A 19,986-nucleotide genomic window follows, 5' to 3' on the forward strand; every position below is an offset into this window, starting at 1 on the left:
TCAGTTTCCCTCAGTACCGTCGAACAGGTTGGCCTGTGCTGCCGACGCTTTATTTTTATTAGGTCTGGCGCTCGTGATTTCGACTGCTTCAGACTCTTCGTCATGCATAGGCAATTCTGCGATTTTTAAGGAGTAATCGTCTTTACCCCACTCGCAACGATCAAGCACCACACGGGGAATTTTTTTGATGGTTAGGTTTGTCAGGCTATCGCCAGCACCCTCATAGGCCATGCAGCAAATTAGCAGGCTACGCTCTTCGCCCACCTCATCAGACAGGGCCTTGAGCTGATCAAAGGTCAAACTATTGGTGGTCACGTATATAAAGGCGTTTTCAGTGGCCTTACCATGCATCCAATAATGTTCGGCGGATGGCGCGTAGGTGTAATTGAAATGCTTGCACATGGCCTCGGCCAGCATTTCCGGCCGGTAATCCTTATTGATAACCAAATTACCCCACTTGTCTTTTTGCAAAAGAGAGGGCGCTAGCTTAAAAAAGCGGTAGCCACCGCCTCCCTTCCAGCTTTCGACTTCAGTGACTCCGCTTTTGTCGGCGCCTAAAATGATATTCTTCATTCGTGGGGCAATGTGTGTTACGGCATGCTCTCCGAGCTCAGCCATGATCCAACGACGTCCCATCTTGTGAGCGACAGCACCCGTTGTCCCTGACCCGCCGAAAGAGTCAAGAACAATATCCTCACTACCCGAGGTGAACATTTGTATTAATCGCCTAATTAAGGCTTCTGGTTTTTTTCCTGACGGAAAGCTTACTCCACCCTCTGACTGCAAGTTATTGGTAGGAAGATCCGTCCATAGATTGGATACGGGCCGAGCAATTACTTTCTCCCCATCAATCTCCCGAAGACCTTTCCCAAGAAAGTACACCTGCCTTCCCTGATAAATATAAAGCGGATCCAACCCATCCCGATCAAGCTTGATAACGTGATCCAAGTCCTTGGATCTTTTAAGATGATCACTGAGCCATGCGGCGGGCTTCTGCAATGTTTTCGTTTCAAATACACGATAGGCATTATTTATAGCAAATTCATTAGCCTTTTCGTTGACAATTTCGATAGCATCATCGCCAAGCGCACGCTTTGCCTTAGCCCACTGCGAATTCGCACTTGACCCCTCATATCCCATCTCACTCAAAATATAAGAATTAATACTTTTAAATCTCCACCTCTCACACTCATCCTCGAAGTTCTCGATAAACCTAGAGAAATGCGCAAGATCAACCTCTTTACTACCCAAGTAAGGCTGATTATATATCAATCTAGCCTTATCCTTACTATAACAAAGAATAAAATTAGTAACTTGGGTGGGCCCGATATTTACAGTTTTGAAACTTGATGTAGTCGCGGCCTCGATTGTGATGGTTGTTATGTAATTTTTTCGACCAAAAATTTCATCCATCAAAACCTTACAATAGGCGACCTCAGTATCATCAAGCTGAAGAGCAATTGCGCCCTCAGGAGCAAGAAGATCATGCAAAATAACCAAGCGCTCCCTCATCATGTTAAGCCATGTTGAGTGCTCGAGATTATCATCGTAGTGCTCGAATGCAGATCCAGTATTAAAAGGTGGATCGATGTAAATAAATTTCACCTTACCCCGCACATTGGAGTCAGTCTCCAGCGCCTTTAGCGCCAGCAGATTGTCCCCATGGATCAGCATATTGTCGAACTGATCTCCCTCACGTCGTGTTTCGGCGTGATAAGAGAACTCAGGCTGTTCAATCAGAATTCGGGGCTCGAGACGCGGGCGCTCGTCTTTGCCAATCCAGGTCAGTTCAAGTTTGGTTTTACCAGCCATTAGATCAGGCTCCATCGAATCGTAAACAGGTGATCCACCTGTGGCGTCAGGTTAAGTTGTTCGGTAATGGTGTCGAGCATAGCTTCGCGTTCATCGTCAATTTCGCGCAAGCGGCTATAAAGCTGATGCTGTAAATCATCCACTTGCCGCTTTAAGGTTTTGCCTTCGCGTTGCAGTTCCAGCTTGGCCGCAAGATTGGTGGTCGCACGGGCGAGCTTATTCTTTTCATTGGCCAGCTTGGTGAGTTCTTTAATTTTCTGGTCATAGGCCACGCGGGCGTCATTACGCCACGCATCAAGACGGTCTTCTTCTTCGTTGAGGAACTCACCCAATCGCTCTTGCGCCTGCCCAACCAGCGTCGTTTGCCGTGCCTCAGTCACTTCGGCTAATTCTGCCTCGGGAGCCAGCCCAGAAGGCGAGCCAAGCCCTTGGGCTGGAATGTGTAGTAAGCGTTCGGCGGTGCTGGGGTCAAGCATGCGGCCGTCATCAGTGAAGGCGACGCAGATCAGCTCATCCCACGTGCGAGCAGGGGTTTGTAATGTGAGACGCGAAAGCCGCATCCAACCGGATTGCCCGCGTAAGCTGGCCACATCCGCCAGATTGCCCCCGTAAGCCTTATAGTCAAAGTCAAGCGTTGCCATGGGCGTTGATCGCGCTTTAGCCCGCTCAACTAGTTGGTCCGCCAGCCCTCTATCGCCCAAGCGGAAGAAGCGCCAGCCGTTATCTGCTGCCTCAGGCCATTCGGTAGACCAAATGTTGCCTTGATAATCAAAGCGCTCGGCATGGTCTGGATGAAAGCGGGCCTCGACCAGTTCCGCGCGTGCCAGATTCAAAAGAGCACGACGAAAGTCGCCCAAGGCGGCATGGACGCCTTCCTTACGGCTCATAAGGCGCTCAATCACCTTTTCGTCCATTTCTGCCAAGATCTTGTTGCGTGCATCCTGTTTGGCCGCATCAATCTCGACACTGAACTCCTCTTGCAGGCGATCGAAAGCCTCATTTATTTCATCATTCGAGCGGCACGTCTGGACAATCTCCAAAATGCGCCGCTCGATATCCACACCAGACTCAATTGCGCCTAATACTTCGTCGGATGAGCCAAACACGCCCTCGAAGAGCTTGAACTTCTGTTCTAAGAGTTGATGGATACGTTCCTCCGCTTGGTTCTTGCGGTTGAGGAAGTTGATGACAGTGACGTCGATCTTTTGCCCATAGCGGTGACAGCGGCCAATCCTCTGTTCCACTCGCTGGGGGTTCCAGGGCAAGTCATAGTTGATTAGCAGCGAGCAGAACTGCAGGTTGATACCCTCGGCACCTGATTCCGTGGCAATGAGGATGGAGCGGTCATGTCTGAAGGCATCGACAATGGCCGCTTTCATATCGGCCGTTTTGGAACCTGACACGACCTCAGTGCCTTTATTTTTGGCAAGCCACGCCTTGTAAAGGGCGGCGCTATCTTTGTCGGTATTCGAGCCGTTGAGAATGACGGTCTGACCAGCGAAGCCGTTTTGCTCCAACAGGTCACGCAAGTAGGCTTGGGTGCGCACGGACTCAGTAAATACCACGGCCTTGCGCTGGCCGCCTTTGCCTTCTATCTCGGCCATAACGATGGGCAAGCACTCCAGGAGTGCTCGCCCTTTGGCGTTGTCGTTAATTGAGGTAGCGATATCCCGGTAATGAGTCAGCTCGGCAATTTCTGCCTGAAGCTTTTTCGGGTCAATCTCGTCAAGATCATCATCCGTATGGTCTTCGACAGCATCCGCCTCGGTTGCGGCTATAGAACCGGCATCACGCCAATCCTCAGCGTCTTCAGCAAAGCCATCGAGATCATCCAGGGTGTCGTCATCCACTGCCAGCTTGGCTTGCAGGCGGTTGACCATCTTGTCCAAAGTTTTGGCAATGGCAAATGAGGATGAGCCCAGGATCTTGCGCAGGGACAAGGTCACCAAGTGGCGGCCATTTTTCCCTAGGGCAATGGTGTCTGGGTTTTGCAGGTACGCCGACACTGACTCGTACAGATCCAGCTCAAGCTTGCTGGGGGTAAAGTCAAAGGTTTTCGGCAGGCGGTTCGTGTAGTTGATCAACCCGGCCTTTTGCACCTGACGACGCAAAGTGCGTTTGCAGATCGGCTCCAAACGATGCTGCAGCAGGGTCATAGCAGCAAGGTTACCCTTACCGCCAAACTCGGCCCTAAAGGCCTGCTCCGAACCAAAGTAAGCCTCATCAATGATCGTGACGAGGCCGTAAAGCTCCATCAAGTTATTCTGCAAAGGCGTTGCGGTCAGCAGAAGCTTCTGGCAACCCTGTAAGGCATCGCGCAGGACTGCAGCTCGGGAGTTGTTAGCAGCCTTAAAGACATTGCGCAGCTTATGCGCCTCATCAAACACGACCAGGTCCCACGCAACCTTTTGCAGCTGATGGGCGATACGAGCGGCATATTCGTAAGAAACGATGATGATGCCTTCCTTACGCCCAATGGGATTGGGTTGTCCGCTAGCCGCCAAGTCTTTAAGGCGCTTGGCATCAAGGATGGCAGAGGGCAATGAGAACTTCTCACGGAGCTCCGTTGCCCACTGCTTGCGAAGAGAGGCCGGCACAATTAACAGAAGATTTCGACGCTGCTCCCACCAACGCTGGCTGAGCACCAACGCCGCCTCGATCGTTTTGCCAAGCCCTACCTCATCGGCCAGCAGTACACCTTTGGACAAGGGCGAGCGTAGGGCAAACATAGCCGCATCGACCTGGTGCGGGTTCAGATCCACACGGGCTGAGGACAAGGACTGGGTCAGAGACTCGTCGGCACCGATACCTTCGCGAGTTAAGAAGTGGGCGAAATACTTCGCTTGATACGGGCTATAGATCATCTGAGAAAGAATCCTTATTGCGGTCTGCTTGCAATAGCAAACCCTGTTCGCCAAGCATATTGCTTAAGCGGCACGTGAAATTACGCGCCGCTCATTGAGCAGCTCAGCATGAAATGACAGAGGTGTTACCCACAGAGCTCAGAGATCGAGGGACGGCGGTGCTGAACGACTGCAGATCATCCCTGGACATTGCCCCCTAATTTGCGATGGCCATCACCTTATCCACTGCAGGAGCATGGGTAAAGATGGACGTCAGTTTTTGCCCTTAAAGTCAGTCAGTTAGCAGGCTCGCACTCGTCTGAAATACCTCTCCCGCAGAGGCTTTCCGATGTTCTCGCCATCGCCTGACCGCACTGAAGACGATTTTCCTACTCCGGTCAAAGGTCAGCCTAGCCTTGGCAGGGCTCCTCTTTTGAACCTCATGCCCTTGCGCGCCTTCCGGCCGTATCTGTTTGGATGAGAGCCACAATGCGCAATCCACGAATTACCCGTGTACGAAATTTCTAGTGAGCACACTCATCTCAGCGCAATGAGTTCCAGAACCTGGCCTGCCATCGATTCCTGAGAGATCGCCAGACGACGGCAGAGCATATCAGCCGCGATGGCTCCCCCTCCCCTTTCTAGCCACTCCACCGCGGCAGACTGCCTATCGAAATCTGCAGGCTTGTTGAGGCGTGCCTCAAGAATGTGTGCGATCGTCGCCGGCGCTGGCACCACCACCGCCGAAGCGCCAGCAGTCAGCGAGTTCATCAGGCCCTGCGGGTCGTAGTCTGGAAAGCTTATTAAGTCGGAAATCCCTTCCCTCGCAGCAGAAACAGCCCTCGGCGACCACTGTCGATCGCCCCGAAACAACATAGGTACGTCTTGGAGCTCTGTCGGCAGTTGGTAACGGTGGGCCGCGTGCATAACGCTCAGGTTCTCTACCAACAGCACCTTCTCTAGCCCATGCAGGTCGATAGCCTGGACGTTCAGCGTGCCGCCGCGGGGATGCTGGTAGTCACCTGATGGCAGTAGAACCCTGCCCGATGGATGAGCGACCAGCACCAGCCCCTCGCCTACCGTCCGGCCACTGACCTTTTCGTTTCTGGAGATCGCAGCCAGAGCCAGCCTGTCCCCCTCGAGCGCTGCCGTGCTGTGCTTCAGCGGATCCAGAGACATGTCCTTTCTCACCAGCGCAAGAAGTGTCTGGTGATCCGCAGCAGTCAGCAGCAACGCGGATGTACCGAGCTTCGTCCCTACGCCGTAAAGCTGGTGGATCTGCCGCCAGGTATCCGTAAGGGTGATTTTGTCCTGGTTGCGCCGCACCGCATTCATGATCGCCGTCAGGTGGCGCTTATTGGTCAGCATGCGCTATCGCCTCGACACCCTATCCAGGGTCAACTCCAGGACACGCCGGTTCGCCGAAAGCCGACTATGTGGCGCCAGCGTCGGCACAAGGCGGTAGTTCAGTTTCTTACCGTTGGCTTTGGCGAATGCCGCCTGCAACTGGGCATAGCCATCCAGGGCGTAGAGCCATATCCCGTCAGGGATGTCGGGATCACCACAGTCTTGCCAGTAAGCGGTAGCCGATTGAGGTTTACCAGTGGCAATCAGCTCCCGAAGCATGGCCTCCAAGTGGGCACGCACGAAGGGTTTTTCCAGCTCCTTTTCCTGATTGGCCCCTGAGGGGACAAATTTCGATTCACGCTCCTGGGCTGCTGCCGCTGGCGCCGCTTTGACCTTCGGTGCAGGCAGTGAGGCTATCAGCAATTCCAGTTGCTCAAGATTCTCGCCAGCGTGGACGTCGCAGAACGCATTGCCGCCCAGTGAAAGTGGAGCAGCACCAGCCCAAACCGCAGCATCAAGTCGTTCAAGAAGTGGCTCAAGATCGATTACGCCGCCGCCCTGCAGGTGAGCGTCGACGGCCTGGGCCACCTGGCGCATCTTGTTGCGCTTACGCACTGTCAGACTGAGCCGATCAAGCCGACCAATCATCTCGTCGAGAGCGAAGCGGTTGCGGGACACCGCACCCAACAGACCGTCGATAAGTTTGCCCCGCAGCGCCCGGTCGCTTCTTGTCAGCGGCAATAGGCCCGTGTGTGTAAACAGGCCCAACTTCTCGTGCAGTCGCTTGAGCCGGTCGATCGCATTTTTGATGTCGCGGATCCTGTCGGTGAGCCGGACGGAGAATCCATATCCTCCCTCAATGAATGCCCTGGTGACGTTCTGCTCGTTTCTCAGGTGCTGCACCACCTGGCGGGTGGTGTTGGTGACACGCCGCAGGTGGCGCTCGGTCTCGGCCGGTTCGCCAGCTGCCTTGGCGCCATGGTAAGCCTCGCACCCCTCCTCAATGCTGATCAGGATCTCCTTGAGGTCAGGCGCTACGCGATCAAACCCTTGGATAGAAATTTGTGCGCCCACGTCGAGCAGTAGACCACTGAGATGCAACAGGTCGCTGTCCTCCTCCACCAGGCCTTTGGACATGAGCCACGAGAGGCCCTTGGTCATACGCTCCGGGGGCGTGATGCCTGTTTCATCGGCCAAGGCCATAGCTTCCAGCAGATCAGCATTCGCTTTCAGGTGCTCGCCTAGCCTTACCCAGTCTTCTGCCTTCACAGTTCGAGGCCTCTTTGCTCCAACTGAGTCGAAGATGGATCCGGCTCCGGATCCAGGCTTAGGCTGCTGAACTCAGCCACCCAGGCCAGAATCATGTAGAAGTACCCCATCTTGCCAGTGGCCACGTAGTTCGCGGACTCACTACTGCGCTTGACCAGGTAACCCGCGTCGGCCAGGGGCCGCAGCACCAGCGCCAATCGCTCTTTGTTGTCCTTGGCGCTCTTGGACTTGCTGAAGAACTCGTGGCCACTCAGGTCTCGCAGCTGATCCCTGTAGGTGGGATTGTTCTCGATGGCCTCGAGCAGATCCGAAAAGGACACCGTGTCACCGGGCGCTAGGCACGCATCGGTGCGCCCAGAGCGATTGAAGAGGCGGATGAATTCCAGGCAGGGCTTGAGCTGGTCGCGCATCTGCACAAGTTGCACAGCAGCTGCAGCTCTATCCTTGGGGTCCGACAGATCGGCGTACCGCGAAAAGTAAGTGTCCGGGGCAGTTTCTTCGCCGATGGTACCCAGCTCCCGGCTGAGAGGCGCCAGCGCCGCCCTGACCTCAGCCTCAACACCAGGCGCGCGAAGCTGACGATGGAGTTCCGGATAGGCGTACTGGCAGATGAAGCCGCCAGAGAGAAGGGTTTCGAGGACTTCGCGAATCTCGCTCACGTTAGGTACACCTCATCCTCAGCGGCCAAGGCCTCGTTCAGTTCATCCAGCCCCTCATGAACGTCCAGTCCGTATTCCTTGACGACGATCGTGCCGGTATCAGCCTGCCTCTCCAGGAAGTAGCGGTTGGTGAACTGCCGAAGCAACTCCGGCGCACCACCAGGGAAGCATGCCAGCATCGAAATTCCCCTCTGGTTGAAGTAGTTGACCAAGGCCACGTAGTTCTCCGGCGATAGCTCCAGGGCCTCATCAATGGGGATCGACATGAGGAAATCAGCGTCCTTGCGCAGTAGCTCGAACAGGGAGACGTAAATCATTGCCACGATAATCTTGGTCAAGCCGGTGCTGCTGAGCTCAATCAGCTCTGAGTTGTTGGTGGCAATCTTCGTCCGGCCCTGGTCGTTGCACGACACACTCACGTCAAAGCACTGCTCCAGGTCAGAGGTGAACTTGCCCTCATTGATCTGCCTGGCCACGTTCTCCAGGGCCTCGACGAAATTTTCGGTAGGCATGACGCCATCGCCCATCGCCTGCCAGCGGCGATAGTGCTGATCGTAGATGGATAGATCAGACCAGAAGGACATTTCCTGAATGCGGGATGTAACCCTGAACTCGAACTGTTTGATCTGGGCAAATGCGCCAAGCACCTCCCGAGCCTTCTGCGTCGCGTCGCGGCCGAGTTGCTGGATACTCCGATGCAACTCCAGCAGCTTGGTGCGGCGATCGCACAGCTCATCAGAAAGGTTCTTCGCCTGCATGATCAGTTTCGTCTTCTGGTCAGGATGCGAAACGTCGATGTATTCCTGCAGGCTTGGCGCCGCCTCCAGCCAGGCTAGGTCAGGCTCTGCTGCCGCATTGCTGGCCTGGCTAGCGATCTGTTCGATAGCAGCGCCTTGCGGCGTGTGCAGGAGCTGCCGTGTCCTGAACTGGGACAGGATCTGGCGATAGGCTTCAGAGGCGGACTTCTGGAGCACTCCACGCTGGCGCGTCAACCTGGTCACATCCTCGTCGATGTCCTGCGCTGCAAATCCGTCTAACAAGGTGCCGGGATCAACAGCGTCGACTTGAGTAAGGCGGTTGAGTACACCGTTGAGCAACCTGGCCTGGGCCTCATCCTGCTGCCCTTCCAGCGTTAGTGCCTTGCGCTGGTCGATAATCTCTCTCAGCCGGGCTTTGACCTCTTCGTTGTAGTCAGCGATCTGCCTGTCTACCCTGGCGACCTGACCTTCCAGGTCAGACATCTCGGCGACTCGTATCGGGAGCTGCGGTAGCACGTTCTCCACCCAGTGGCGGTAGCTCTCGATAATCGATCGCTGATCAGTGATCTCCTTAATTTGTGAGTCAAGCTGGTTTATCTCTCGCTCGAGCCGGCGATTTTCTCTGTCATCAATGCCTTCACTGCGGAGCTTGACCGACTTGTCGTTCTCGATGGTCTGAAGCTCTGCGTTCAGCCCTTCGGTGATTCGCTGCAATGCAGCCTTGTGCCCCTCGGTCAGTCGCGCACGCTCTTCAGCCAGGTCGTCACGTGCAGTCTTTTCATTCGTGGTCAGCTCCAGCAAGTGTCGTCCGTGAACAGACTTCAGTTGCGCGATACTTCCGTCTTTCTCGGCCAAAGCCCGCTGCGCTTCAGCAGAGCGTGCACTCTGCTCTTCGACGTAGGCGCTGTGTTCATCCTGCGCTCGTTCGTACAAGGCCTTGCGTTGCTCACGCCGCGATGCGAGTTCAATAGCGGCCTGACTCTCATCGTTCTGGCACTTGCTCAACCGAGCAGCATGCTTACGGAAACGATCTTCTAGAACACGATTCTGCTTATCCAGGCTCTCGAACTCGGCCTGGATACTCTCAAGACGGAGCGTCAGCGACGCAATTTCTTGCTCAAGCGCTTCATCGCTGGCGAACGTTGGGACTGATAGCCCTTGAAGCGCCAGCTCAAGTCCATAGAGAGATTGCTGGGGGGACTCCAGCATTGCAGGGTTCAGATCGGTTCGCAGGAGGATCTCTACCGGAACCAGCCTAGCGATATTGTCTTTCCAGCTTGGGTGATTCTTTCGCAGGTACCCAAGCATCGTCTCTGCACCAGCGTTCAGTTGCTCCTTCAGCGCGTCGCGCAGCTTCGCTGTTTCGCTACGCTGCTTATCAAGCCCCTGGAACGCAGACACCAGCCTGGATTGCTCATCCTGCAGGCTCTTTTCCTCTCCGCGGGCAACTGCTAATTCGGCCTGGAAAGCGGCCAGCAGAGCAGCTTGCTCATCAATCGCGTGCTGAGCTGCGTCAAGGGCATTTTGGGAGCTAGGAAGAACCTTCGTTTTCTTCAGGTGATCAAGCTCGACGGAGGCGCGAGCAGCGGCAGTGGCCAGCAAATTGCGTTGCTGCTCATGCTCCTCGAGTTCAGCGCGCTGTTCCCTTTCGGTCTCTTCCTTACGACGGCGTAAATCGTCCTCAAGCTCATCCTGGCGTTCCTGGATAGCCTCCAGCGCAAGATTGTGACGTGAGTGAACTTCCTCTCGCTGCGCTGACGCAGAGTCCTTGGCTTTCTGAGCCCGCACGTCGTAGACCTGTCGTATGTCTAGGCCCTTAGCGTTGAGCTTGGTCAGGTGATCCTGCTTCAGATCGCGCTGAGCGATCACCTCGCCGATGTTGTCCGCTCTCGCCAGCAGGTCTGCCATTCCCGCCTGTTCGGACTTCTCCTTGGCCGACTCAATTTTACTTACCGAGTCCGCGGCCTCAGTGAAGTTTGCCTGTAGGTGGCCGCGTTTTACTGCCAGCTCCTGGCGCCGAGCGTAGGCGTCTTCGTTTATGCGCGTCTCACGCGCATTGAGCCCGCTCAGGGCTTCCATCCGCGCAGCTTCGCGCTCACCCAGCCGCGCCACGATGTGGTTTGCACGGGCCTTCTGGATACCGAGCTGGCGCGTGATCGCCTGATGGTCAATCCGAAGCTGGGACAGTGATTGCACCTTAGGTCTCAACTCGTCCATGAGCAGATAACCGGCCCGGTTCTCCAGCACCTTGTTGAACGGAGCGGCGTTCAGGGTTTCAAGGGTGCGGCCGAGGTCGGAGTTATCCTGTTCGAGGATCTCGGCCATAGTGGTCTTCATGGTGTCGAACGTACCGGCGCTGGCCAGGAGCGCGAGCGCCACGTTGTCGATACCGTTGAAGTCAGTCCGCTTTGGCGCCAGCGAGAACGAGGGACGGAGGGCCAGAACCAGCTTTCGCTTCTGGGGATCCGTCAGCTTCTCCATGTGGGAGTAGCCGCTGTTGAACTGGATGATGTGCCGGTAGTGAATGGGCTGAAGCTCAGGACTGCAGTCGATACCTTTCACTGCCAGATGGCGTATCAGTTCCCCTGCCCTGACCAGCTCGCCGGCCTCATAGTCCCGGTAAAGCAGATCTGGCTCCCAGGCGTGAGCCACCAGGCGGTAAGCGTAGGTGTCACCACTGCGGTGCATGATCGCGCACCGCGGCGCATTCATTGAGTTGGTGTACTCGAAGATGATGTAGCTGGAGGCGTTGGGCAGGTACCAGTTAGCGAAGCTTTCCCGGTTACTCCCCGCTTTGACCAACTGTCCAGGAGCAGCCCCATAGAAAACAGGTATGAGCTTCAGAAACGACGACTTACCGATGCCATTTGTGCCGTTGACACTGGTGTTCCCGCTGATCGCAATCTCAGCTTTGGCCCCTGCGCACAGGGAGTCGATAAGAACGATCTTGAGCAACTGAGACATCGTTGATTCCTTTCAGATTGCACCGATACATCGATAGTCGGCTGATTTTTTTGGCGGTAACCAGTGTCAAAGCTACAGTGGTCTTTCACCAGTCAAGCTGGCCAGCCAAGGCTCTACAACGGACTTCCTAGCTTCAAGGCCCATAAATGCCAATCCATCCTTCACCAGCGCCTTCTTGTTTCCCGTATGCGGATTTGTAACGTAGGTGCTGATACTAGGAAGTACGTCAGGATTTGCACTCCACCTTAGGTTGAATGCAGCCAGCCTGGGAAACCAGAACTGGCTGGCATACGGCAGGTTGTCGTGAATCCACCAGGCCAGCGGCGTCCAATCCTTGTGCTCCTCATACCAGGGAAGCAATGCAGGTACCACGATGCAGGCAGTAGCCCCCAGATGCCCTTTGGTGTCCGGATAATCCCAAATGTGCTCCGCGTAATTTTTTTCATTAGCAGCACAGCTGTACTGGTTGTTGTTCTCGGCGCCCTTGGCATTAACTGCTGGCGCCCGGTAAGCCGAGCGAATCACGATCCGGCCAAAGCGCTCCTGCAGAGGCTCTAGCAACTGCTCGCAAAGCCCTCGCCCGGCCTCGATGGCGCGATCCGGATAATCCGGAATATTGGGGATGCCCTCGATCTGGCTGATTTCCGAGTAGAGGAAATCACGCATGAAAAAGTGCTTGGATAGCCGGACGCGACCCAGGTCCTCGAGCGCCTGTACCGTCGCTGGTTTCTTCATCCTGTTTTGCTCCTTGGCTATTCGCTGGCGTGCTTCTGCTGGCCTCAGGCCTGCTCCTCAGCAGGCACCTGAGAGATCAAGTTGAGTTCCAGATCCGCCCGGTCGAGCCAGACCTCATTCAGCTCACCTTTGACCGATACGCCCAACTGACGGAAATCACTGACCTGCTTGACCAGGATAGCCTTGCCGTTGACCAGGCAGGAACGCTCCAGAACGATCCCCACAATCGGTTCGCCCCAGTTACCATCCACGAAAAAATCATCATGTTCGTGCTCGACACTCCATCAATCAGCCGGCCCTAACGAGGCGGCTTGAACGACAGCATCAAGGTATGTAGCTTGAAGCGACGTATCTAGAGTGTTTGCCTGTACAGGTAAAGTTTTCGAGCAGATGGAGGTGCGATGAAACGCAAGCAATCAATCGAGTCTGTGCGCTGGGACCTGGCCCTGCGCTATCGCCTGATCGAGACGGTGGCCTGGTGGGAAGGCCGCCTGACGACCAATCACCTGATGCAGAGCTTTGGCATCAGCCGCCAGCAGGCGTCGAAGGACATCAACACCTACATCAGCGAGCACGCGCCGAAGAACCTGGAATATGACAAGCATTTGAAGGGGTACGTACCGAGCCGCCGCTTCCAACCGCTGTTCATCGACGACAGTGCGAGTGCCTACCTGCACCTGCTCAACCAGAACCATGAGCGCGCTCCGCATATCGAGGGCTTGGCGCTAGCCTATGCGCATACCGAGGTACTGGGCGTTCCAGATCGGTCAGTGCGCCCGGAAGTGCTGCGCCCGCTGCTCAAAGCTTGCCGTGAAGGGCGACGCCTGGAGTGCGAGTACGTTTCCTTCACCACTCCGGACGGTGAAACCCGGCTGATCGCGCCGCATACCCTGGTTTACACAGGCATGCGCTGGCATGTGCGGGCCTATTGCGAGAAAAATCGAGATTTTCGTGATTTCGTTCTGAGTCGCTTCCGAGGCATACCGGAGCTAATGGACGACCACTCCGAATATGACCGGGAGCAGGACGCAGGATGGGTCTCCCAGGTGCCGGTACTCATCGAACCCGACTCGCGCCTAAAGCCAGAACAGCGCGCCATCATCGAAGCGGACTACGGCATGCTGGATGGCCGGCTGATCATCGAGACTCGTGGCGCCCTGGTGCAGTACGTGCTGCAGCGCTACCAGATCGACCCGACCAAAGTACATGCCAAGGCCACAGCGCAGCAGATTGTCGTCACCAATTTGGAGGAGTTGCAGCCTTGGCTTTACCACTAGCGGGTGGAGCCCTCACTGCAAATCAGCCATTGCTGCACACCCGGTATACCCAACTGGGGCCACTGCAAATTAACGCGCCGATCTGGCGACGTCATTTGAATCCTGCAGCGTCAACGGCAATTGACGCGAGGTGCTCGACCGAGCCCGTGATCCCAGGCGGCCCCATCCAGCTGCCCAGCGCCCATCACTGGCCAGCAAAATCGGATGACTATCACCGCTGCCCTACCTCAATCGACAGCACCACCATAAGCCAACCTCGCCAGCCCAAGAAGAGCCGGCAGCAGCATGGCAACAACACACAGACCTTCATTCAGCGAGAGTAGCATTGACATGGCAGAACCTCGTGGATGGTGAGGTTCTCACCTTAGCGAGACTTGCCCGGCAGGACGATCTGCCAACTTTTCGCCTGTAAACAACTCGAACAGGTGTTGAAACCAACGCATTCGAGGTGGCGCTTTTGGCTCCAACTGGTAAACGACCTCACGCTCGCGCTTGCCTTTAGCGACCACCCATCCAACATCCAGGCGATAGCTAGATGCACGTGGCTTGATAGCAGCCGCCTAAAGCAGACCACGCCAGACCGCATCGGACTCAATCACTCGAACAAAGTCGTGTGCACTGAATCCATTTGGATAAAGCGACGCTACCTCTGCCTTCTCCTCTTGGTCGAGCCGCTGCAGGTTGTGCGTTTCATCGCGCAGGGCGACCTCAATGACTTCGCGCGAGACGACGCGAAAGCCATCGACGACTTCTCCATCACACTCAATTGAAGTATCGACAACCCAAGCATGTGGGACTGGTATCGGATCGAGTTCGCTCATCCCCAACTGGGCACGCAATCCTTGATCAATCAGCAGGGCCCGGAGCACAACCGGGTGTTTGCGCTTCAACTGCCTGGCGGCCTTGCGCAAGGTATTCGTCCGATGCAGCCAGACTTCATGTTGTGTTGAACGGATAAACCCCGACTTGACCTCTAACAGCAATACCGCCCCATTCAAGTGACAGAGCAAGTCCACCTCACCGGCATCACGCTCGCCATCCAACGGTGGCTGGTAGCCTACGACGACACGGAATCCTCTCTGTCTAAGCGACTCCGCGAGCCCGTGTTCGACCCGCTCCGTTTCACTGCGCAGTTCGGGCCGGCGCGGTTCGACGCGACGCAGATTGTTTGCCGCAGCAGTCAGGCTATTCTGTCGACCGGCAACCCAGGGGAACTGAAAACTGTAGCGGCCAATCTTGTAATACGGCCGCTCGTACAAGCGCGGCGCTGGCATGTTGGGCGTCTGGCGGATCTGCGTGGACAGCGCCAGCAGATCACTGGTCCAGAACTGCAAAATCGCCCTAGCTGCCTCAGGATCGCCCGCGGGGTGCTCATCACTGACCGTCCACCCGCGAATACGCCGAATTTTGTCTGGCAGTTCAGACCAGGTCATGGGAAAGCGATTTTCGCCCTGCAAAAGCCCCTCAAAGGCTAGCCGCCCAAGCGCCACTGCCGGCACACCGGACTCGTCCAAATATCGCTGGTAAGGCTGTAGAAATTCCTGTTCGAAAAAAGCCTGGGTCAGTTCACTGGCGAGCATGGCGTGGTACAGCATGACTTCGGTTCCGTCGGTGAGCCTGACACGCTCCCCCAGTCCGAATACCACTTGCAGATACAACTGACTGCGAATGGCCTTGATATAGGCAAGCCGATTAGCTTCGTGATTCTCCGGACTGCCGATGATTTGCCCTGCCATGCTCGCAGCAGCAATCAATTCAACCGCACGGTGCATCCAGTAGTGCCAGAGCAACTGGCTTTTGCGCTCGGTACGCCGCCAACGCAAAGTGCCCTCATCGGTTCTATTAAAAATGACGGGTTTCCCAGGCTTGAGCTGGTAATCGCACTCGGTATCGAAGCAGAACCAGTCGATAGAACCTTCGTAATCGATACGCTCGCGCACGGCGGCGACCAGTAGGGCGACAGCCTCCAGGCTGGCAGCACATTCCGCCACCGGACCAGACTGCGGGAAAAGGATGGGGGACAGATGCCTTTTAAGGGAGCGAGCAAGCGCCTCTTCAGTCACCCGAAAGTCGCGTTCTGTGCAGACCACCAATTTGCGCAGAATGATCCGCTCATAAACGGCCCAATCCCTACCAGCGGGATCACCGTCGCCCTCGCCCAAACAGCTATAGGCCAGCACACTGAGGTAGGACAAAAGCTCAAGCAATGAAAGCGAGCTCAACTGGCCTTCGGCAAGCTCAATAGCCTTATCGAACGGTTTAAGTTGCTCGAGAAGACGGTCACACACGCCGAAAAAATCGCTCCACTCATTGCCATGGAGCGTTTCCCTCAGATACCTCCAAGACGACGAATCGGTGCGCGTAAAAAGCTTGGAGTAGCGAATTGCCCAGCGCAGCATATGCGGATGATAGGCAGCCAAGTGATCCAGCAGCTCGAAGCTGACCGCATCATCGAAATTCAGGACACGAGCTAAAGTCAGACTGGCAGATTCGGCCCCTTCGACATTGCTTGGCTCCCACCAAAATTGAGCAGCAGCAAGTCCTACAGCGCGATTACGCGTGGTGTATTTGCCACTTGGTCGCTGATCAAGAAAATCATGCAGACACTCATTGAGCGCTACGCCAGGGGCATGAAGCTGCAAATACCGGGCGAACTGAGCCTGGTAATATTCCTGACATCGTTTGTCGGCATCGAGCACTGGTTTCGTCCCTGGCATCTCTCAGAACAGGCACTGTTTTTGTGGCATCACCTTAGCGGTAGCCCAAGCCAGGTCAATTCTGATCACAGCTGGCGAGGTCGGACATCAAGACGTCAATCATCGCATCTCCATGCTCCCGGATGGTGTCCACATTCCAGGACACGTGCTTCATCATCAGATATTGCTTGATGCTGTCCGGGGCATTGGCCGCGTAAAACTCCTTTTTCCCCTCGGGTGTGAAATTGCTCAGGCGAGAATTCTTGCTGTGGCTGATCAGGCACAGGTTGCCGAACGAATCGAGCACAGTCCCCTCCAAGCGGGCAAGTCCGGTCAGTGGATTACGCGGGTAGTGGTGCTCCACCGAACTGCGGAAGGTGAACTCGAAATCGCGTACTTGCGGATCCTCGCCCTTGCGCTTGTTCCAAAGCAGGTAGTCGAGGTAGTTGAAGACCAGGTTGTTTTCAATGCTGCCGAAGGAAAGCCGGCACCGTATCCCCTCTGACGAAATGGAGGCAGGTCGGGCCTGACATCTGCCGCCCCGTTGGAAAATCATGTCGTCGTACTCGGCTGGCTGCTCAGCTAGGAAGCGATCGAAGACGAACGCCCTAGCCACCGACTCAAGGTGTGACAGGTAGGCCCCCACCTCGATGCGTTCAGCCATGAACAGGTAGTGCAGCGCCGCGCTCAGCCAATGTTTGTAGACAAGCGTCGGCGTTGAAACGTGAAACGCCGAAAGCAGCATGAGGATTCGGCGGTTGATCAGGTCGTCCCCCTCTTCGGCGCCGAAGGTGTTGACGTACTGGCTGCGCCTGGTCTTGCCATCGGACGTGTTGCACGTGAGCCGCTTGAGGCTCCAGCCATCCGTCCCCCTGAGAAACTCTCGCTTGATGATGTAGTGGTCGTACAGGTACTTGCAGCGAAGCAAGCTGTAGACGAAGCGTTTGATGTGCCCAGCCGGATCGTCGGACCTGAACACAAACTCTTCGAAAGTGGAAAGCAAGCGCTTGTCATCCAACGGAATTTTCTTCCCGGTCTCCACACGCAATACATGGAGCAGGAAGTGAGGAAAGGTGATGACCGAATTGAAGCGCTCGGGCGTTTCCTCGTCGCCGGCCCGCGTGGCCTGGTTGGTCACTTCTGGCGGCTCTGCAAGGATTTCGCTCAGCCTCCGTCTTATTCCCGGCTCACCCGTTTTGTCCGCATCCTGCAACAGCACCTTCAACTCATCGAAGTTGGCGACCCGTAGTGCGCTCCAGTCGTGATGACCGAACAGGCGATCGCGCTGCACGGGGGGAAAGCCCATCTGCACATACTTCTCCATATTTGCGCAGGCTTCCCACACCTGATGCAGGCAGGACTGACAGGCCTTTGCGTCAGGGAGACTCTCCAGCGCCTTCAACAATCGTGCCTTGAGCACTTCATGCTTTTCGAGCTGCTCACCCCGGTTGTTCATGATCTCGAAGTAATGATTGAGATCGGTATCGGCCGGAACCTCCACGCGCATGATCTGCACGTGGGTCAACAGATAGTTAAGAAAACTGTCGAGCGCCAGACCATTTTCCCGCAGCTTTACAGGCAGAAGCTTCTGGACCAGACGGTAGCCGTTGAGGATTTCGGCGTTCATGTCCACGGGCGCCAGCCGCTCGACTGGATCGTCCGCATGTGTTGCCGCTGCGATTGCGGCGAAAGTCTTGCCGGAGTGGGGGCGGCACTCGAACTCGACGGTCGGCCGACTGAGCCACGTGAAGGCTTCCGGCTGCAGCTTCTTCAAGTAAACCGCAAGCAGCGACAAGGTTGTCAGCCGCTGCTGGCCGTCGATAGTTTCGAAGATCGTATCCTCGCCTTTGCCGCGCCTGAAGACCACCAGAGAGCCTATGTAGTAATCGCGGCTGGCACCGTTATGGTGCATGGTATCGACGACATCCTGGATGAGCTGCGATATCTCACCTTCTTCCCAGGCATAGTTGCGCTGATACATGGGAATGACATAGCGCGCGCGGCCGTCCAGTAGTGCACGGATAGAAAGTTGGACGATTGATTCATTCATAAAAACGCATATCCCTGAATAACGCTGCTAACGGATCCGTGAGCTTGGCACGATGGCCCCTCACCACCGGCAAGGTGTGCAGGAGGAAATCTGCAGGGCGGGTGGCGCTTTGGATGAGGCGAAACAGGTTGTTAGCGAGCACGTAGTTGTCCACTGTCGCCATCTGCACCACCTGCATCTCCAAGCGCAAGCGGTAGGCCCAGATGAAGGCTTTCTCGATAGCACGGGAAATTTCCGCCAGACCGAACTTGTCGATGTAGTAGATCAGTAGACAATCGAACATCGTCCGGACATAGCCATCGCCGGTGCGATGCCGCCCCGGGTAGGAGTTGAGGGCTGTAAGAATGGCTGCGGCATGACCGTCGAGCCTAATGCCCCCCAACGAGCCGCCCCCTCTTTTCTCCTCCTGCCGAGTCCACGTCACCTTTTCCTGATAGTGCGCAGCCATCTCAAAGAAACGCCGCCCGTTGAGGATGATCTGGTCAAGGTGAAACGGGAACGAGATGGACAGGCGATCGATGCGCCGCTCCGGCTGACTGTTGTAGTGATCCACCCAGTGATGGGCAATGCGTAACTGTTCCACGTAAGGATAGGGCGCGACTGTAGCCAGGCTCACACCCTTGAAAAGCGGCACATCCTCCTTACCGAAGTAGCGGGCGGAATCACCTTTGGCCCAGCTTCGGATGCGGAATAGATACTGCGCGAAAAGCGTGGCCAGTTCTTGCGTTTCACACGACTCCCAACGAGCAACGGTAGCGGCCTTCAGAGGCTCGTCTTCAGGATCGAACTCCCTGAGGTGATACGCCTTGAGCAGGTCATGCGGCTCCAAATCGCGACCACGCGCATTCTGGGAGTCGAAGAATTGAAAAGCCTCTGAAATGTTCCGTAGGGTGAAACAGACCACCTCGCACTTGTTCAGCAGGAAGTCCACCATCGCCTCGGTAAAGTCAGAGCGGCTCACGATGCGGTAGATGGCAAGGTAGTTCTGGTGGAGATTGCGCATCGCCACTTCGCTGGTGAACTCAGGATCAGGCATTTGTCGACGCAGCGCGCCCAATTGCTCGCGCAGCTCACGACACTCGACCTGGGGGTGTCCTATGTCGATCAAGGCACGCACCGCGAGGATCAGCGTAAGCGTGCGCTGCTGCCCGTCCACAATATCCAGGTGTCCCTCATGACCGTGAAAAACTACGGTGCCAAGCCGATAAGCAGACTTGCTTTGGTGGGTGAAAAGGTCGGAAAACAGCTGAGCGACATGCTTTTCCGTCCATTTGTAGGGACGTTGATAGATCGGGATCGACAAATTTGGCAGCGACAACAGCTCCCGCACGCGTAGAGTTTTCTGATGTGGCGTCTCCGCCTGAAGAGCATTCATAAGGGAATGACCCGTTGCTGATCACGTGCTGGCTGCACGGAGTGGTCCATTTTTTCGAGGAAGAGGCAACGAGTTGATCTCTCGCCTGCCCCGAAATCACCAGGCGTTCGATAGGATAGAGCCTCATCAGGACGTGACACGTGAACCTGGTCGCCAAGGCGGGCGATCTACCGAAACGACCGGTCACGATGTAGAAAAACA

At 55.8% G+C, this 19,986-nt stretch carries 12 protein-coding genes; 1 reads left to right on the plus strand and 11 read right to left on the minus strand.

Annotation, left to right across the window (positions count from 1 at the left end):
- The 8 genes from FXN65_RS17565 to FXN65_RS17600 all read right to left on the minus strand — a co-directional run bounded on the left by FXN65_RS17565 (position 1) and on the right by FXN65_RS17600 (position 12,638).
- Positions 1 to 1,812: a site-specific DNA-methyltransferase gene (locus FXN65_RS17565; RefSeq protein WP_178119354.1), complete on the minus strand. Its 1,812-nt coding sequence runs from the start codon at positions 1,810 to 1,812 to the stop codon at positions 1 to 3.
- On the minus strand, positions 1,812 to 4,676 hold the full coding sequence (locus tag FXN65_RS17570) for an SNF2-related protein (RefSeq protein ID WP_151134778.1): 2,865 nt from the start codon (positions 4,674 to 4,676) through the stop codon (positions 1,812 to 1,814). The genes FXN65_RS17565 and FXN65_RS17570 overlap by 1 nt, the downstream gene beginning before the upstream one ends.
- A gap of 516 nt (positions 4,677 to 5,192) precedes the next feature.
- Positions 5,193 to 6,023: a DUF7281 domain-containing protein gene (locus FXN65_RS17575; protein WP_151134780.1), complete on the minus strand. Its 831-nt coding sequence runs from the start codon at positions 6,021 to 6,023 to the stop codon at positions 5,193 to 5,195.
- 3 nt (positions 6,024 to 6,026) lie between these two features.
- Positions 6,027 to 7,271: a hypothetical protein gene (locus FXN65_RS17580; protein WP_151134782.1), complete on the minus strand. Its 1,245-nt coding sequence runs from the start codon at positions 7,269 to 7,271 to the stop codon at positions 6,027 to 6,029.
- Complete coding sequence (locus FXN65_RS17585) at positions 7,268 to 7,930, minus strand: hypothetical protein (RefSeq protein ID WP_151134784.1); 663 nt, start codon at positions 7,928 to 7,930, stop codon at positions 7,268 to 7,270. Before FXN65_RS17585 ends, FXN65_RS17580 begins: the two co-directional genes overlap by 4 nt.
- Entirely contained in the window at positions 7,927 to 11,652 is a 3,726-nt protein-coding gene (locus tag FXN65_RS17590) for an ATP-binding protein (protein ID WP_151134786.1), read from the minus strand. Before FXN65_RS17590 ends, FXN65_RS17585 begins: the two co-directional genes overlap by 4 nt.
- A gap of 72 nt (positions 11,653 to 11,724) precedes the next feature.
- A complete protein-coding gene (locus FXN65_RS17595; protein ID WP_151134788.1) occupies positions 11,725 to 12,387 on the minus strand; it encodes a peptidase M15 in 663 nt (220 codons plus the stop codon).
- A 44-nt stretch (positions 12,388 to 12,431) separates the two neighbouring features.
- Positions 12,432 to 12,638 (minus strand): hypothetical protein, encoded by a 207-nt coding sequence (locus FXN65_RS17600; protein ID WP_151134790.1) that lies wholly within the window; start codon positions 12,636 to 12,638, stop codon positions 12,432 to 12,434.
- A 150-nt stretch (positions 12,639 to 12,788) separates the two neighbouring features.
- On the opposite strand from FXN65_RS17600, the gene FXN65_RS17605 reads away from it, so the two are divergent.
- Complete coding sequence (locus tag FXN65_RS17605) at positions 12,789 to 13,664, plus strand: helix-turn-helix transcriptional regulator (protein WP_151134792.1); 876 nt, start codon at positions 12,789 to 12,791, stop codon at positions 13,662 to 13,664.
- 560 nt (positions 13,665 to 14,224) lie between these two features.
- Here the strand turns inward: FXN65_RS17605 and FXN65_RS17610 are convergent.
- From FXN65_RS17610 to FXN65_RS17620, 3 genes are all read right to left on the minus strand, one after another.
- Positions 14,225 to 16,363 carry an NERD domain-containing protein gene (locus FXN65_RS17610; protein ID WP_151134794.1) on the minus strand — a complete coding sequence of 713 codons (2,139 nt, stop codon included), beginning with the start codon at positions 16,361 to 16,363 and terminating at the stop codon, positions 14,225 to 14,227.
- 73 nt (positions 16,364 to 16,436) lie between these two features.
- On the minus strand, positions 16,437 to 18,410 hold the full coding sequence (locus FXN65_RS17615; RefSeq protein WP_151134796.1) for a DUF262 domain-containing protein: 1,974 nt from the start codon (positions 18,408 to 18,410) through the stop codon (positions 16,437 to 16,439).
- Positions 18,403 to 19,785, minus strand: coding sequence for a DUF262 domain-containing protein (locus tag FXN65_RS17620; protein ID WP_151134798.1), 1,383 nt, complete (start codon positions 19,783 to 19,785; stop codon positions 18,403 to 18,405). The genes FXN65_RS17615 and FXN65_RS17620 overlap by 8 nt, the downstream gene beginning before the upstream one ends.
- Between the last annotated feature and the right edge of the window lie 201 nt (positions 19,786 to 19,986).

The organism is Pseudomonas lalkuanensis (assembly GCF_008807375.1).
In the GTDB taxonomy this organism is placed as follows: domain Bacteria; phylum Pseudomonadota; class Gammaproteobacteria; order Pseudomonadales; family Pseudomonadaceae; genus Metapseudomonas; species Metapseudomonas lalkuanensis.